This window comes from Finegoldia sp. P3-F-LR (assembly GCF_052932165.1).
The window spans coordinates 21,199-37,116 of the sequence record NZ_JBRFJE010000011.1 but is presented as its reverse complement, the minus strand read 5'-3'; the positions used below and the strand labels follow the sequence as shown (position 1 = coordinate 37,116).

The window sequence follows — 15,918 nt, the reverse complement described above, 5'->3', positions numbered from 1 at the left end:
AGAAACCAGAAGGGTTGGAAAAGCAGAAGCCTAAGAGAAAAAGTGCCCAAGGGGGGCAAGGGTAAGGTAATAATTTGCGAAAGGCAAATGATTATAAAAAAATATAAAGGAGTTATATTATGAAAAAAAGATTTTTATCACTAATCATAGCATTAGCGATGATGGTTGGCGTATTCACCCCATTGTTGTCAAGTGCTGCACAAACTGGTGCCGATGCAACGGAACCTACTAAAGTGAAGGTTAATGTTCACAAAATTTTGATCAGCCAAAAAGCACTAGATGATCATGATTCAAACAAAAAGTATGATCCAACTAAAGGAATCACTAACATTAAAGATTTCTTTGGTGACACTAATGCTAGAGAAATTAACGGCGTATTCTTTGTAGCAATCAAAGAAGGCGAAACTGGTTACGCTGATTTTGACACTAAAACAAGAGAAGAACAAGATGCAATTTTAGCAACAGCTACAAGAACAGGAACAACAGCAAATGTTGATGGAAAAGATGGAGTTGTTCAATTTGATTTAGAAAATCCTGGAAATTACAAGATTTATGAAGTTAAACATAAATCAACTTACAAAGGACCAAATGGTGAATTTCTAACAGGTATGAAAGCAATTCCGGTTGATTTAAAACTTCCAGAACACGCTAGAACAGAAGCTGGTGTACAAAAAGAAATTCACGTATATCCAAAGAACTCTGAAAAGAAAGTACAATTTGACAAGAACTTTGCTAAAGAAAATGGTTTAGAAGCAATTACTGACCCTAATCAACTAAAAGATGTTGGAGCAGTTTTTGATAACTACGAAAAAGAAAAAGCTAATGCAGAAGCTGAAGTTGGTAAAGAAATCAAATATGAAGCAAAAGCTTTCTTACCAAAAGGTTCAATTTACAAAAATTTACACTTAGCAGATTCTATGGACAGTGGATTAAAATATGACTCTAAAAAAGGTGTTACAGTTACTGTTACTCCTACATTAGCCAAAGCTCTTGATCCAGCTGCTGATTATACAGTAAAAACAGTAGGTAATGGATTTGATATCACTTTCAATCAAACTGGTCTTGACAAGTTAAACAACGCAGCAAAAGGTTCTGATGTTGAAATTAAATTCGAATACTCTGCAACAGTTACATCAGAAGCAGTTGTTGATAAACCAATGGACAACCATGCAACATTCACTTATAATCATCAACCACCAGAACCATCTAGTGATAAATTAACACCAGTTGATAATAAAATCAACGTAGAAAAAACTTGGGCAGAAGGAACTGCTCCAACTGATATTACAGTTAAATATGTATTATTAGATGCAGATATGAATGCTATAGCTGATGTTACATTCAAAAAAGCTACAGAAATTGATGGAACAGATTTAGGTAATGGAATTACTTTTGAAAGAACAGGCGACTATAAAGGTACTTTCAAAGGATTAGAAAAAGGTAAAGAATATAGAGTAAAAGAAATTGTTAATGGTTATGAACCAGAATACAAAGTAAATTCAACAACAGGTACAGTAACAGTTAAAAATACTAAGACTAATGAATCAATCACTCCTACACCTCCACAAGTAACTGTTGGTGGTAAGAAATTCGTTAAGGTTGGAGATGCAGATGCAAGATTAGCGGGTGCTCAATTTATTATCCAAAACAATAATAAAGGAGCTAACGAAGGTAAGTTCCTAAAGATTAACGAAGCAAACAATTCTACAACTTATGCAGATGCAGAAAAAGCATACAATGATGCTATTGCAGCTGTTAATGAAGCATTAGCTAAAGGTGGAATCTCAGCTACAAATAAAGTAACGATTGCTGGTCAAGAATATGAATCTAAAGATGCAGCAATGGTTAAAGTTGGAGAATTAAAAGATGCAAGAGATAAAGCATTTAGAGAAGCTAACCTATCATATACTTGGGTAAAGAAAGACGAAAATCCTACAGTATTTACTTCTAATGATTTAGGTCAATTTGAAGTTAAAGGTATCGAATATGGTAACTACCAAGCAGTGGAAATTAAAGCTCCAGAAGGATATGCACTTCCAACAAACGGTGGATCATTCACATTTACAGTTGAAGAAGGTTCATACAAAGGTGCAGATACAGAATTTAAATATGAAACTGTATTAAAAGAAGGCGAAACTCAAACTTACGGAATGAAAATAACAAATACTAAAGTATCTATCCCACAAACAGGTGGTATTGGTACTGTAATCTTCACTGCGATTGGTCTTGCAATAATGGCATCAGCTATTATCGCTATCAAAAAAAGACAAGCAACTGAAGCTAGATAATAATTAAAAGAAGAGAGGAAAAGCAATTTTCCTTCTTCTAAAAGTGCAAATATGTGAGGTATTTGCACTTTTAGAAGGATAAGATAATGGATATAAATATATATGGAAGGTAATAATATGAAGATTTTAAGAAAAATTTTGATGGTTATGATAATGGTGGCGATGGTTGCGACTAGCACTTCATTTGCTGCGGGTGATTATTCGATAACTGTGACTGTGGATAAGAAATACGGTGATGTTACGGGGAAGATGAGCTTGTGGAAGGTGAAGGATGAACAGATTCCCGATTCCGAAAAGGCTACTGAGCTTGGAGATTTGAATAAGTTGTCCGTTAATAATCTGAATTCTACATACAAGAACAAGGCTGATGTGGAGTTTTCCAACAATGAGGTTGTGTTTAGGAATTTGGAAAAGGGTGCGTATTATGTGCGTGACACTTCGGGTATCAAACGTAACAAGGAGATAGCTTCGGTATTGGTGAACCTTCCAGATGATGTGGAGGGTGACAGCAAGAATGTGACTATTCATGCTAAGGAATCTTCTACTAATGTGAGACTTGTGAAGGTGGACGAGAGCGGCAATCCTTTGAAGGGTGCTAAGTTTAAGCTTTTGGTGAGACGTGGCAGCGAATACGTTGAGTTGAAGAACAAGGATACTTTGAAATCAAAAGATTCAGATAAAAAATTGGAATTATCTTCAAATGAAGAATCGAAGAAGGATTCTGAAAAGGATGAAGCTACAGAAGAAAAGGATGACAAGAAATCCAAGGAAGAAAAAACTGAAGACAAAAAATCTAAGGATGATAAGTCTAAGGAAGAAGACAAATCAAGTGATGAGGGCTTGTATATTTCCAACGATGCTGGTGAGATTATAATCAACGATATTAAAAGTGGCGATTATATTTTCAGAGAGGTGGAAGCACCTGCAGGTTATTTGATTAAGAATGTGGACACTAAGTTTACTATTACTGATAAGTCTGTGGAACTTAGGGTTGTGAATAGTAAGACTCCGGACAAGGACAAGGGTAGACACGACTTCATGAAGACTGATGAAGCAAAGAAGCCTTTGGGTGGTGCGATGTTCAAGGTTATGACTAAGAACAAGGATGGAAAGTTTGAGCCTGTGAAGAAGGACGGCAAGGATTATATCGTAACAAGTGCTGACAATGGTAAGTTTGCTGTTGAGGATATGGATTATGGTAAGTATTACTTGGTTGAGATAAAGGCTCCAGAAGGTTTCATTTTGTTGAGTGAGCCTGTGGAATTTGAAATCAAAAAGCAAGCCGACGACAAGACTATTTCCATTGCTTTCATTACTAATAAGAGTGATACTATTACTAGAAGAAGAACTCCGGGCGACGATATTACTAGAAGAAGAACTCCAGGTGGAGATATTACTCGTCGTATTCCAAAGACTGGGGACATTAGATTTTTCATGAGTATGATTGGCGGTGCGATTATGTTCTTCATAGGTAAGTGGATGATTGCGAAGGACGATAAGTTAATAGGAAAGAATATTAAGTAATTCGAAAAATTATTTGGAATATGAATGTAGCATGCCCTCATGCTAGGTGATCTACGATTGTGAGTTGGGTTATTGGCGTGAGGGTTTTGTTTATGTTTGAGGGCTCAAATGTTTTTCGATTTTATTTTTTTAGGGTATAATTGACTTGGAAATCGGTGTTTGAGAAAGGTAATTGTTATGTGGAAAAAGATTAAGCATAATTTTGTGTTTATTTTAATATTTTTATTGGGATTTGGTGTGATGATGTATCCTGTGATTTCTAGGTTGTATTATAGGGTGGATTCCACAAATCAAGTGAAGGAGTTCGACAAGGCTGTGAAGGGTTTGTCGAAGGAGGAATTGGATAAGAGGTTGGCTTTGGCGAAGGGCTACAATGATTCGTTGAACAATGTGGTGAGCAAGGATCCTTATGATAAGAAGAACCAAGAAGAGGGCAGGAAGGCTTATGCTAGGATGCTTGAGGTGAAGGAGAAGATTGGCCACGTGGAGATTCCGAAGATTAATCAGGATTTGCCGATGTATGCTGGTACGAGTGAGGATGTGTTGCAGATTGGGATTGGCCACTTGGAGGGGACTTCTCTTCCTATTGGTGGAAACAATACTCACGCAGTGTTGACTGCTCACAGTGGGCTTCCTACGGCGAAGTTGTTTACGGATTTGAAGATGATGAAGATTGGCGATAAGTTCTACGTTCACAATATTTTCGGGACGTTGGCTTATCAGGTGGATCAGATTAAGATTGTGGATCCGTCTAATTTTAACGATTTGTTGATTGTGAAGGGTCATGATTATTGTACGTTACTTACTTGTACTCCTATTATGATTAATTCGCACAGGCTTTTGGTTAGAGGTCACAGGGTGCCTTATGTTCCGGCTGTGGATGAGGCTCTGATTGCTGATAATAAGGCAAGTTATATTTACAGGTATTTGTTCTATGTTTCTTTGGTTATTATCGCTATTTTGTTGTATTTGATTTATCGTCAACGTAAGGCGAAGAAAAAGTTGAGAGAACTTGATGTAGAGGATAAGCATGAAGAAGTCTAAGTTAAAGGAAAATTTGAAGTATATGTTGATTTTCTTGGTGGGGTTTGCTGTGGCGATGTATCCTTTGATTTCGAGGTTGTACTACAGGATTGAGGCTAATAGTGCGGTGCACGATTTTGATACTACGGCTAAGAAGATGGACAAGAAGGAGATTGACAGGAGGATTAGGCTCGCTCAGATTTACAACAAGACTTTGGATCCTAGTAAGCTTGCGGATCCTTATTCTGAGAAGGAAAAGAAGAATGCGATTAGCGAGTATGCTAGGATGCTTGAGGTGAAGGAAAAGATTGGCCACGTTGAGATTCCGAAGATTAATCAGGATTTGCCGATTTACGCTGGTACGAGCGAGGAGGTTTTGCAAAAGGGTGTTGGTCACTTGGAGGGGACTTCTCTTCCTGTTGGTGGCAAGAATACTCACACTGTGTTGACTGCTCACAGGGGTCTTCCTACTGCGAAGCTGTTTACTGATTTGAATAAGATGAAGAAGGGCGATGTGTTCTACATTCACAATATCAAAGAGGTGTTGGCGTACAAGGTTATCGACATTTTTGTTGTGGAGCCTAGCGATTTCGACAAGGTTTTGGTTGTGGAGGGCAAGGATTACTGTACGTTGTTGACTTGTACTCCGTATATGATTAATTCGCACAGGTTGTTGGTGCGTGCTGAGCGTACGGAATACAATCCTGCTGCTGTGGAGAAGGATTTGGTGAGTCAAGTGACTGGTAAGTACAAGATTTATTTGATTATTTCACTGATTATTATTGCGATTTTGTTGTGGTATTATATTAGACAAAGAAGAAGGAAGAAGAATAATGAGATCAAGTAGGAAGTTTGGTTATGTGATTTTGTTTGTGGGGATTGGGATATTGACTTTTTGTTTGAGCAATTTGTCGTATAAGATTGTCACGCAAGATAAGAAGATGGAGGATTTTTTGAGGACACAAGGTGAGATGTCGACTGAGCTTTCCGAAAGAATCGACAAATATAATTCGAATGTGAATGTGGATGAGACAGGTCTTGTGGATCCTTTTAATTCGGAAGATATTGAGCTTGAAAGTAGTAAGGTGATTGATGAGAATGGGATTTTCGGGTATTTGGAAATTCCTAAGATTAATTTTAAGAAGCCGATTTATTTGGGAGCTAGTTACAATCATTTGGCGAAGGGTGTCGGTCAACTTGACGGTACTTCGATTCCTGTGGGTGGTAAGGGCAGGCGTAGTGTGCTTGCGGGCCACAGGGGTTGGTACGGCGATATTATGTTGTTGAAGGTGGGTCAATTGTATTCGAATGATGTGGTGTATGTGCATCATCATGGTAAGACGTTGACGTACAAGGTTGTCGGAAGAGAGTACATTAGTCCGTCGGATTGGGATAGGTTGAAGCCTGTGGAAGACAAGGATATGCTGACTATATTGTCGTGCGATCCGATGTATCCTCCGTTTACGAGAAGGATTTTGATTAACTGCGTGAGAGTTGATGAGAATTCTGAAAAGGCTACGACAGATGCTACGAATAAGAAAAATGCGGTGCAAATGAACACTAAGAGCGATTCGTCATCAAAGACTGTTGATTATGTTTTGTTGGCGCTTACAATATTAGCGTGGATTGTGCTTATTGTGAATATTAGAAAATTTGTATTGGATATTAGAAAACACAAGAAATAAAATAAAGGGTAGTGCAATAGATTTTCTATTGCGCTACCCTTTTTGTTTGAAATGAAGTGGGGATATATAATTATATTTTAATTTGGGTATATATAATTTGTAAAGATTATGACGGAATGTTTTGTGGAGGTGCAGTTATGACTAAAAAGTCGGAAGAATTGGAAAAGTTGGTAGAATGTTATAAGAAAAAAATAGGAAACGTAGATAAAATTGATAAATTTCCTGAAAAATATAATCCATGGAGAGAAAAGAATACAGAGCAAGAGAATACTCAACGTAAAGGAAAAGACATTGATGAATTGTTAGATGATTTCTTTGAAGCTTTGAAGAATGATGATAAGGAGTTTTCATGGCTAAAGATAGATGATAAGTTATATAATGAATTAAAGGATAAGAATGGTAAGGCAGCAAGTATTGATTATGGAATTCCGAGTCATGTTAGAGGAGATATTGAAAATGGTACGTTGTTTTTGTGCTTAGTGAATCCGAATATTCAATATGACGGCAGAAAAAACAAAGGTATAACTAGTTTTTATGAGGAAGCAAGGAAATTAGAATCTGACGATGAGTCACTAAAAATCTTAGATAAAAACGGAGATATTTTAAAAACTAAAAAAGAAATATCAAGTTATATAATTAATACAGATCCAGAAAGTAGTATATTACTTAATGAATTAAAATGTCTTCGTTCAAAAATGGAGAAAAACAAAAAAACGCCAAAAAAGGATTATGGTTATTATTTAAGTAGGTATTTTCCGCAAATTATTATTTCTTACATGGATAAAGAAAAGTCTATTCAACCATTGATGAAAAACTTATCAGATGCTGAATGGAACAAACTAGAAAAAATGTCGAAGAAAATAGTAGATTTAGAAGCTTTTCCTTTTAGAAGCAAACTTCCAGGTTTTTCTAAGACATTAGATATAAATAACCCTAGCTTTGCTGATTCAATCGTAGATTTAAATTCAAATGTAAGTATGCTAAGTGCAAGGATAATAATATGGAGAATAGTGAAATATTTTAAAGATATTGATGAAGATATTAATACTACAAGACCTAGATTTGTATTTAGAAGATTTAACACGGCATGGTTACCGTCACTAATTAATGTATTACAAGATGATTTAAGTTATACAAAAGATGATTCCTTAAAATTGATTAATAAATTACATGAAGATTTTTTCTTAACAATTGATGAGAAGAGTTCTAATATGAGGAGAGGATATATAGGTAAACGATTATTTAAAAACGATACAATGTTATCTGATGAAGAGTTTGATGAATTTGCAAGAGAAACACTAAAATAATTATTGATTTATTAAATATTTGATGTTACTGTGCATAATAGACAAAAACGACTTTCTCTTATGAGGTAGTCGTTTTTAATTTATATCTATTTATTTTTTATCCGAAATATATTCCGAAAAACTGTGCTACTGATGCTAGTATTATGAATATGTGCCATATTGAATGGAAGTATTTGCGTTTTTTGGCGTAAAAGTACACTCCGATGGAATAGAGTATTCCTCCCGATAGTATGAGTATGAATGAAAGCATTCCAGAGATTTGGATGACTTTTTTCATAAGTAGAACGGACATCCATCCCATTACTACGTAAAGTATGAGTGATTGCTTTTTGTATTTTTCTTGGAGATTTTTCCTGAATATTGTGATTTTGAGGATTATTCCTACTAGTGCTATAAGCCAAACGGCTACTAAAAATCCTACTCTTTGTGCGCCTTGTAACACTCTAACTATTATTGGTGTGAATGTTCCAGCTATGCAGATGAATATTGCGGAGTGGTCAAAATATCTGAGGACTATTTTTGCTTTGGTGTTGGTGATGGCGTGATATAGCGTGGAGAATAGGAACATCAGCATTAGGCTTACTCCGTAAATTATGTTTGCGATTATGAGAGGAGGGTTGCCTTGTGATTTTATGATTAACAATACCATGAACGCTATTGCTATTAGAACTCCCACTCCATGTGTTACGGAGTTGAAGATTTCTTCGCCTATTGTGTATCTTTTTTTAGTTTGTTGCATTAATTCCTCCTTGTTTCGTAATGATTTAATTTTATTACTTAAATATGGTTATTTTATGAGTGTATGGTTGGTGAGTGATGTGATGATAGAAATGGCAAATGTGTGTGAATTAGGATATAATTGATGTAACGAATGATGAAAAAGAGGGATTTATGAGATATAGATTATATAGTGCAGATGATTATGACTTATGTTGTGATTTGTTGAGAGATTCTAATATGAAGTACAGTTTTTCGGAGAAGAGCGATGTGAAATTATTCACGGATATTGTAGCTTCGGAGAGTTTCTGTGAGGATTGTACGTTTGTTTTGGAAGATGAAGATGCTATTTGTGGGCTTGTGATGTTCACGAAATGTCGTCTGAGGAAGTTCGATGGGTTGTTGTTGTCGATTTTCTACATTGACGATGAGCATTTGAGTGATGATAATGTGGATTTGCTTGTGGGAAATGCTGTCGATGATGTTATGAGTCGAGGTGTGAAATTTGTCTGCGTGATGGGAGAGCCTGATGTGTTCACGAGGTTTGGTTTCACGAGGGCGAGAGACTACGGGATTTTGTGTCCTTTTTATGTTGAGGATGATTATTTCATGGCGAGATGCGAGGATGGTTTCAAGACTCGTGGTGAGTTGAGTTATGCAAAGGAGTTTTTTGAGTAATGAAGATTAGTTTGTGTGCTGTGGAGCAGCGTTTGAATGATAAGGTATTTAATATGAAGCAGATTGAGAAGTATGCGAGACAGGAAGCTGAAAATGGTGCTGACATGTGTGTGTTTGGGGAGAGTTTTCTGCAAGGGTTTGAGTGTTTGAGTTTTGTATACAAGGATGATGTCGGTGTTCCTGTGACGCAAAATTCGAATGAGATTGCGGAGATTCGTAGGATTGCGAGAGAGAATGAGGTTGCGATTTCGTTCGGATATATTGAGAATGATCATGGTGCTTTTTATTCTTCGCAGTTGACTGTGACGAAACGTGGCGAGATTATTAACAATTACAGGAGAATGAGTCCTGGTTGGAAGGAACCTTCTGCTTGCAGCGATTACAGGGAAGGCGATAAGTTGTATTTGTACAAGATGGATGGAGTGAGTTTTTCGACGTTGATTTGCGGTGATTTCTGGGATGAGGATTTGTATACTTATATTTCTATGATTGACTCGGATATTTTGTTGTGGCCTGTGTTTGTCGATTTTTCGGTAAAGGACTGGTTTAAGAATGAGTTTGAGGACTACAAGAAACAATCTCAGCTTGTGCCAATGCCGGTGTTGTTTGTGAATTCGTTTGTGGATGAGGATGACAGGGCAAAGGGTGGCGCTTATGTGTTTTACCAAGGGAAGGTTGTTGAGGAATTGGAACCAGGAGAAGCGGGTGTGTTGAGGTATGAGTTTGTAAGGTGAGGTATTAGAGAATTCGTGTGTAGGTAGGTTTTGAGTGAGGGATAAGTTGTTAGATGGGGTTAGAGAGTTCGTGTGAAGGTAGATAGGGACGGGGTTTTGTTGCTAGAGATACGTTGAGAATTCGTGGCTAGATAGACAGGGGCAAGGTTATGATTGCTGGAAATACTTGGTTTCATACCAGAATAAAAGGTTTAACACACTTCGTCTGGCTTCCAAAAATTGGAAAACAACAAATCTCGAAATCCTAAAATTTGAAGCACGCTTCGCTTACGCGGTCAAATTTTGGCCGGATTTCTGCGATTGAGTTTTCACAATTTTTTCCAGATGACTCGCTTAGTTAAAGCCTTTTATTCTAAAGGATCATACCTCTGGGGGATTAGGGGGAGAAAGTTGATAATTCAACTCTCAAAATCCTAAATCAGTCCGCTTGCTTGCGCTTCGCTTCCTGATTTTGACGGATTTTTTCGAATGAATTTTCGTTTGTATAGGGCTGGTGCTTAGGTAGGTAAGGATAGGAGTTATGGTTGCTGGATTGGGAGCAGAGAGTTCGTGTGAAGGTAGACAGGGACGAGTTTTTGTTGCGGGATTTACTTTGTCGCGTACCAGAATAAAAGGTTTAACTTCGCTCCTCTGGCTTCCAAAAATTGGAAAGCCTCTAATCTCGAAATTCTAAAATTTGAAGCACGCTTCACTTACCTGGTCAAATTTTGGCCGGATTTCTGCGATTGATTTTTCACAATTTTCTCCAGATAACTCGCTTAGTTAAAGCCTTTTATTCTAAAGGATTTATGTATAAAAGGTAATATTCAATGATAAGAATTATAACCGTATAATAATTGACACGTGGAATTTTACATAAAATAATGATAAGAAGGGATGGTGTTTGATGGGTCGTTTTATTGATGAGGAGCTTTTGTCTAAAAGAAGGGCTATTGAGCTTTGGGACAAGGGTTTTATCAATGACTTTGAGGTTGGTACTTACAAGGGTTTGCAGGAGATTCACGGGTTTTTGTTTCAGGATATTTTTGATTTTGCAGGGAAGACTCGTGATGTGAATTTGTCAAAGGGAAATTTCAGGTTTGCAAATTTGTTGTATTTAGAAAGCAATTTGGCGATTATTGAGAAGATGCCTGAGGGTTCTTTTGACAAGATTATTGAGAAGTATGTGGAGATGAATGTGGCACATCCTTTTAGGGAAGGGAATGGTCGTGCGACTAGGATTTGGCTGGATTTGATGTTGAAGAAGAATTTGAACAAATGTATTGACTGGGCGATGGTGGACAGGGCTGATTATTTGAGTGCTATGGAGAGGTCGCCGGTGAATTCTTTGGAGATTAAACACTTGTTGAAGAATGCTTTGACGGACAAGATTGATGACAGGGGTGTTTATTTGCGTGGTATTCAACAGTCGTATGTGTATGAGGATTTGGATAGATATGATATTGAGGATATAGAGGAGTAAGGGAGTAAGGTGTGAGTGTTCGTGTGAAGGTAGACAGGGACAGGGTTTTTGTTGCTAGATTTAGGTTGTTTCATACCAGAATAAAAGGTTTAACTTCGCTCCTCTGGCTTCCAAAAATTGGAAAACAACAAATCTCGAAATCCTAAAATTTGAAGCACGCTTCGCTTACGCGGTCAAATTTTAGCCGGATTTCTGCGATTGAGTTTTCACAATTTTCTCCAGATGACTCGCTTAGTTAAAGCCTTTTATTCTAAAGGATCATACCTCTGGGGGATTAGGGGGAGAAAGTTGATAATTCAACTCTCAAAATCCTAAATCAGTCCGCTTGCTTGCGCTTAGCTTCCTGATTTTGACGGATTTTTTCGAATGAATTTTCGTTTGTATGGGGCTGGTGCTTAGGTAGGTAAGGACTGGAGTTATAGTTGCTGGATTGGGAGCAGAGAATTCGTGTGTAGGTAGACAAGGATAGGGTTTTGATTGCAAGAATTACGTTGTTTCAAACCAGAATAAAAAGGTTTAACACGCATCGTCTAGCTTCCAAAAATTGGAAAGCCTCTAATCTCGAAATCCTAAAATTTGAAGCACGCTTCGCTTACGCGGTAAAATTTTGGCCGGATTTCTGCGATTGAGTTTTCTAAATTTTTTCCAGATGACTCGCTTAGTTAAAGCCTTTTATTCTAAAGGAATTTATGTATAATCTTATGGTTTTCGCATGAAATACCATAAAAATCGTGGATACGAATTTGAAATTTTACTACAGATTTATATATCTCTAAACGAGAAAAAAGCAGATTACTACAATTGCTATAGAATATCATCTGGAGAAAATAATTATAAATCCAAGCGAAATGAACCGTTAAGAAATCTCACTGGTGCCAGAGCGAAGCTCGCACTTGAGATTTTAGGTTTATGAGCTTAGGATTTATTTATTTTAGTAAGCTAGATATTCGGGCAATTGTGGTTTTCTGCTTTGTTTTAATTTATGATATGTTGGCAATTTTTTATTTTGAGAGTTCCTTGTAAGCTTTTTTATTTTGTTTTAAGATTCTTTTTGAGATTTCTGTGATGCATTCATCATCAGCATTTTGTTCTGATTCAAATTCAGTATATTTAATAATTACGTATTTAGGATTATTATTTTTTAGTATGACAGCAGATCCTTGCTCATCTACTAGTCGTGCTACTTTGGAGAAGTTTTGGTTTGCTTCTGTGATTGATACAAGATTTTTTGTGTTAATTTTCATGATTATCCCTCCTAATAAAATTATACCACTATTTAGGATAAATTAAACCTATTTTCTTAAGCTAGATATTCGGGCAATTGTGGTTTTCTGCTTTGCATATTTTGAAGAGGTTTTTATTCTCACAAAAAAAGAAGCTGTTTTGCAGCTTCTTTCCTAATTCTATTAGAAATTGTTTACTAGATTTTCTAATGTTTCGAGTTTGATTTGTGGATTCCATTCTGATCCGCTATCTTCTAGTTGTTTGATGTATGCTTGTTTGTCTTCTTTGTAGTAGTCCATTGTGTTTTTCAATGCTTTGACTGCCATTTTGAAGTTTTCTGTGTCTTTTACTTCTGAGACTTTTTTGATGAAGTATTGTTGTGATTGTTCTGGTTTTGTTTCTAGGAATTCGCATCTGTTGACTATTTCTGTGAATAGTCTGTCCATTTTAAGTGATGCTCCTGCTGTTCCTACTTCGTATTTTTCTAATCTTTCTACGAATTCATCTATTGTTGATTTTTCATCATCTGTAAGTTGTTGGTCGTCTTGTTGTGTGTCTTCTTTTTTGTCAGTGTCTTCTTTTTTGTCAGTGTCTTCTTTTTTATCTTCTTTTTGTTCTGTTTTATCAGTGTCTTCTTTTTTGTTTTCTTGTGTGTCGGCTGCTGTATCTTTTTTGCTGTCTTCAGCTGTTGATGTTGTTGTATCAGGTTTAGTTAATGATTGTTCGCTGCTGCAGCTTGATAGCGATACTGAAGCGATTAATGCAAGTAATAATCCAAATTTTTTAATGTTTTTCATAAAATCCTCCTCCGATTCTTTATATATATTATACCACTATTTCGATTTTCCAATCAGGAGAATGTCTACAATATAGCTACGATTATACTAAGGTGCCTATTATTATGGTGATGATGAGAAGCATTATGATGTGAAGTACGATGTCTAGGTAGATTGCGGCTAATAATTCTATTAGGTAGGTGTTGATTTTGGAATTGAGATTGGATTCTGCGGGTATTACTGTCCAATTGACTTTCATTTTGTTGCAGATGAGTTTGGTTCTGAATGCGTGGAAGTTGTTGGTGATGACGCAGACTTTTTTATTGTAATATTCAGTATCTTGTTGTATCAGATTTTTGACATATTCTATGTTTTGCATTGTGTTCATGGCAAGTTTTTCCAATAAAATATCTGTGTCCTGGATGTTGTTTTGGACGGCGAAGTTTTTCATGGCTACGGATTCTTCGATGTCTCCGTTGGATTTGCCACCGGAAAATATCATTATGCTTTTGTTGGTTCTGTAGTAGGCAAATGATGTGAGCATTCTTTGTTTGATGAGTTCTGAGAGTTCGATTCCTTTCATGGATCCTCCAAGGACTACGATGTAGTCAAAATCTGTGGCGATTTTTTTGTATTTGATTATGAGGTTTCCAAGTAGGTGTGACAGTACAATTAAGCTCAGATACAAATTCATTCCTATTATGTATTTGTAAAGGTCAAATATTTTGAACAAGTTTATTGCTATCATTGCGATGTATAGTAAACTTGCTGATAAGTGAAGTGCGATGTTGGCTTTGACTTTTGCTTTTTGGTAGAGTCTGTATGATATTATCGCAAGGATAAATAAATTTGTGATTACGTTAATCGCTATGATTATGTTCAAAATTGTTCCGGAATTTGGTGAAAATATTAGTCCGATGGCACTAATTACGAATAAAATGATGCTTGTTGCTGTGAACATACTTATGAAGTTGTCTGTGGCTGCGATTATTAGAAGTATCGCAGATATTAGTAGTAGTGTGTACATGTTTTTTCCTTTCACGAAAAATTATATCACACAATTGAGGGTTGGTTGATGATATAATCATATTAAGAAGGGGGTTTTTATGAGAGGGTTAGTGTTAGAAGGCGGCGGAGCGAGGGGATGCTATCAGATTGGCGCTTACAAGGCTTTGGCGGAAATGGGAATTGACTTTGATTATGTTGTGGGAACTTCGATTGGAGCTATCAATGCGGCTATGATTTGCCAGGGCGATTGGGAGATTGCGTATAAATTGTGGGAGAATTTGACTTACGATGATGTGATTAGCGTAAAGGACAATGATGTCAATTCTATTATGAAGGAGAGGCTTTGCTTAGAAAATGCGAAGGATAAGCTAGGCTTGGCGAAGGATTTTATCGATAACAAGGGTTTCGGGGTGGAGCCTTTGAATGAGTTACTGAGCGAATATATTGATGAGAAAAGAGTCCGTGAATCTAGGATGAAGTTCGGTCTTAATACTGTTGATGTGGAACAAAGAAGGGTTTTGAATTTGTTTATTGAGGATATTCCACAAGGTCACTTACGAGATTATTTGCGTGCAAGTTCTAATTTGCTGGTGTTTAAGCAAGAAAAATTGGACGGTAAGAGGTTGATTGATGGTGGATATATGGAGAATAATCCGTACAAGATGATTGATGATGTGTGCGATGAGGTCGTGATTGTGTCGTTGAAGCCGTATTTGTTGACGAATAAGTTGAAGAAAAATCCAAAATACACGATTATTAAAACGTGGGACAGAGATTTTCCAAAAGTTTTGGAGTTTGAAAAGGAAAAGATGCGATACGGTTTGAAGCTTGGATATGATGATACGATGAAGGTGTATGCGGATTTGAAAAAAGAAAATTTGTAGAATTATTGGAAAATATGATAAAATTTGAAAATTTTGTTGGAAAAAGTTTTTGTTAGTTGTATAATATTTAATATAGAGAATTTTTGAAAGAAGGAGGTCTGAATAATGAACATTAAAATTAATAATGAAGTAGTTGAAATGATGCTATATTTCTGGCAATCAGCGTCAGAAGGTCAAAAGGTTGCTGAATCTTTTATCATTGATGTGGCTAATAGAGACGAAATGAAATTAATATACAATGACAAATTTGATGAGGAAGCTGTTAGAAGAGTTTTATCATCTATTACAAACAAAGAGCTTTTGAATGGTGGAAGTCCTGAAGAAAAAAGATTCTGGAACAACAACATGTGGATGATGGAAGATATGGGTGTGGTTGAAGCCATGGTTGACCCTATCAAACATTTGAATCTTGATGATGTTGAAACAGACAAGAAGGAATTGATTTTCGTTCCAGGTCATATTGAAGAACACTATGATTTGGGAGACAAATTAGTTGTGAACTTCTTCAAGGTATCTGTGGATATTTTTGGTGGCACAGGTGCTGTTACTATGGACGGAGAAGATTTCAGAGAACACATCATTAAATTATTGCAAAAATAGAATTTGCT

The 15,918-nt window shown here is 36.4% G+C and carries 15 protein-coding genes; 11 read left to right on the top strand and 4 right to left on the bottom strand.

Annotated features, from left to right (window positions below):
- The first annotated feature begins 119 nt into the window (after positions 1 to 119).
- From ACU68U_RS05635 to ACU68U_RS05610, 6 genes are all read left to right on the top strand, one after another.
- The gene (locus tag ACU68U_RS05635) at positions 120 to 2,288 is read left to right on the top strand and encodes an isopeptide-forming domain-containing fimbrial protein (RefSeq protein ID WP_446762906.1); all 2,169 of its coding nucleotides are present in this window, start codon (positions 120 to 122) and stop codon (positions 2,286 to 2,288) included.
- 117 nt (positions 2,289 to 2,405) lie between these two features.
- A complete protein-coding gene (locus tag ACU68U_RS05630) occupies positions 2,406 to 3,812 on the top strand; it encodes an MSCRAMM family protein (RefSeq protein WP_446762905.1) in 1,407 nt (468 codons plus the stop codon).
- A gap of 177 nt (positions 3,813 to 3,989) precedes the next feature.
- Positions 3,990 to 4,856: a class C sortase gene (locus ACU68U_RS05625; protein WP_446762909.1), complete on the top strand. Its 867-nt coding sequence runs from the start codon at positions 3,990 to 3,992 to the stop codon at positions 4,854 to 4,856.
- Complete coding sequence (locus ACU68U_RS05620; RefSeq protein WP_446762904.1) at positions 4,843 to 5,682, top strand: class C sortase; 840 nt, start codon at positions 4,843 to 4,845, stop codon at positions 5,680 to 5,682. Before ACU68U_RS05625 ends, ACU68U_RS05620 begins: the two co-directional genes overlap by 14 nt.
- The gene (locus tag ACU68U_RS05615) at positions 5,669 to 6,520 is read left to right on the top strand and encodes a class C sortase (RefSeq protein WP_446762903.1); all 852 of its coding nucleotides are present in this window, start codon (positions 5,669 to 5,671) and stop codon (positions 6,518 to 6,520) included. Before ACU68U_RS05620 ends, ACU68U_RS05615 begins: the two co-directional genes overlap by 14 nt.
- Before the next feature lie 137 nt (positions 6,521 to 6,657).
- Entirely contained in the window at positions 6,658 to 7,827 is a 1,170-nt protein-coding gene (locus tag ACU68U_RS05610) for a hypothetical protein (protein ID WP_446762902.1), read from the top strand.
- Positions 7,828 to 7,924: 97 nt separating this feature from the next.
- On the opposite strand, the gene trhA is transcribed toward ACU68U_RS05610, so the two are convergent.
- Positions 7,925 to 8,566 (bottom strand): PAQR family membrane homeostasis protein TrhA, encoded by a 642-nt coding sequence (trhA, locus tag ACU68U_RS05605; protein ID WP_446762901.1) that lies wholly within the window; start codon positions 8,564 to 8,566, stop codon positions 7,925 to 7,927.
- 152 nt (positions 8,567 to 8,718) lie between these two features.
- On the opposite strand from trhA, the gene ACU68U_RS05600 reads away from it, so the two are divergent.
- The 3 genes from ACU68U_RS05600 (at position 8,719) to fic (ending at position 11,418) form a co-directional block, all read left to right on the top strand.
- A complete protein-coding gene (locus tag ACU68U_RS05600) occupies positions 8,719 to 9,222 on the top strand; it encodes a GNAT family N-acetyltransferase (protein ID WP_446762900.1) in 504 nt (167 codons plus the stop codon).
- On the top strand, positions 9,222 to 9,956 hold the full coding sequence (locus ACU68U_RS05595; protein ID WP_446762899.1) for a carbon-nitrogen hydrolase family protein: 735 nt from the start codon (positions 9,222 to 9,224) through the stop codon (positions 9,954 to 9,956). The genes ACU68U_RS05600 and ACU68U_RS05595 overlap by 1 nt, the downstream gene beginning before the upstream one ends.
- A gap of 886 nt (positions 9,957 to 10,842) precedes the next feature.
- Complete coding sequence (fic, locus tag ACU68U_RS05590; protein ID WP_446762898.1) at positions 10,843 to 11,418, top strand: protein adenylyltransferase Fic; 576 nt, start codon at positions 10,843 to 10,845, stop codon at positions 11,416 to 11,418.
- 1,001 nt (positions 11,419 to 12,419) lie between these two features.
- Here the strand turns inward: fic and ACU68U_RS05585 are convergent.
- The 3 genes from ACU68U_RS05585 to ACU68U_RS05575 form a co-directional block, all read right to left on the bottom strand.
- Positions 12,420 to 12,662, bottom strand: a complete 243-nt coding sequence (locus tag ACU68U_RS05585; RefSeq protein WP_094206721.1) for a type II toxin-antitoxin system Phd/YefM family antitoxin — start codon at positions 12,660 to 12,662, stop codon at positions 12,420 to 12,422.
- Between the two features lie 162 nt (positions 12,663 to 12,824).
- Positions 12,825 to 13,439 (bottom strand): hypothetical protein, encoded by a 615-nt coding sequence (locus ACU68U_RS05580; RefSeq protein ID WP_446762897.1) that lies wholly within the window; start codon positions 13,437 to 13,439, stop codon positions 12,825 to 12,827.
- An 82-nt stretch (positions 13,440 to 13,521) separates the two neighbouring features.
- Entirely contained in the window at positions 13,522 to 14,445 is a 924-nt protein-coding gene (locus ACU68U_RS05575) for a YdcF family protein (RefSeq protein WP_446762896.1), read from the bottom strand.
- Positions 14,446 to 14,524: 79 nt separating this feature from the next.
- Between ACU68U_RS05575 and ACU68U_RS05570 the strand changes: the two genes are divergently transcribed.
- Both ACU68U_RS05570 and ACU68U_RS05565 read left to right on the top strand, forming a co-directional pair.
- Positions 14,525 to 15,310: a patatin-like phospholipase family protein gene (locus tag ACU68U_RS05570; protein ID WP_446762895.1), complete on the top strand. Its 786-nt coding sequence runs from the start codon at positions 14,525 to 14,527 to the stop codon at positions 15,308 to 15,310.
- A gap of 105 nt (positions 15,311 to 15,415) precedes the next feature.
- Positions 15,416 to 15,910 (top strand): TDE2712 family protein, encoded by a 495-nt coding sequence (locus tag ACU68U_RS05565; protein WP_294685572.1) that lies wholly within the window; start codon positions 15,416 to 15,418, stop codon positions 15,908 to 15,910.
- The last annotated feature ends 8 nt before the right edge of the window (positions 15,911 to 15,918 follow it).

Coding starts and splice junctions, on each gene's coding strand:
- ACU68U_RS05600 (WP_446762900.1), top strand. CDS start 8,719: ATGAGATATAGATTATATAGTGCAGATGATTATGACTTATGTTGTGAT.
- ACU68U_RS05580 (WP_446762897.1), bottom strand. CDS start 13,439: ATGAAAAACATTAAAAAATTTGGATTATTACTTGCATTAATCGCTTCA.
- ACU68U_RS05615 (WP_446762903.1), top strand. CDS start 5,669: ATGAGATCAAGTAGGAAGTTTGGTTATGTGATTTTGTTTGTGGGGATT.
- ACU68U_RS05630 (WP_446762905.1), top strand. CDS start 2,406: ATGAAGATTTTAAGAAAAATTTTGATGGTTATGATAATGGTGGCGATG.
- fic (WP_446762898.1), top strand. CDS start 10,843: ATGGGTCGTTTTATTGATGAGGAGCTTTTGTCTAAAAGAAGGGCTATT.
- ACU68U_RS05565 (WP_294685572.1), top strand. CDS start 15,416: ATGAACATTAAAATTAATAATGAAGTAGTTGAAATGATGCTATATTTC.
- ACU68U_RS05610 (WP_446762902.1), top strand. CDS start 6,658: ATGACTAAAAAGTCGGAAGAATTGGAAAAGTTGGTAGAATGTTATAAG.
- ACU68U_RS05585 (WP_094206721.1), bottom strand. CDS start 12,662: ATGAAAATTAACACAAAAAATCTTGTATCAATCACAGAAGCAAACCAA.
- trhA (WP_446762901.1), bottom strand. CDS start 8,566: ATGCAACAAACTAAAAAAAGATACACAATAGGCGAAGAAATCTTCAAC.
- ACU68U_RS05595 (WP_446762899.1), top strand. CDS start 9,222: ATGAAGATTAGTTTGTGTGCTGTGGAGCAGCGTTTGAATGATAAGGTA.
- ACU68U_RS05625 (WP_446762909.1), top strand. CDS start 3,990: ATGTGGAAAAAGATTAAGCATAATTTTGTGTTTATTTTAATATTTTTA.
- ACU68U_RS05635 (WP_446762906.1), top strand. CDS start 120: ATGAAAAAAAGATTTTTATCACTAATCATAGCATTAGCGATGATGGTT.
- ACU68U_RS05575 (WP_446762896.1), bottom strand. CDS start 14,445: ATGTACACACTACTACTAATATCTGCGATACTTCTAATAATCGCAGCC.
- ACU68U_RS05620 (WP_446762904.1), top strand. CDS start 4,843: ATGAAGAAGTCTAAGTTAAAGGAAAATTTGAAGTATATGTTGATTTTC.
- ACU68U_RS05570 (WP_446762895.1), top strand. CDS start 14,525: ATGAGAGGGTTAGTGTTAGAAGGCGGCGGAGCGAGGGGATGCTATCAG.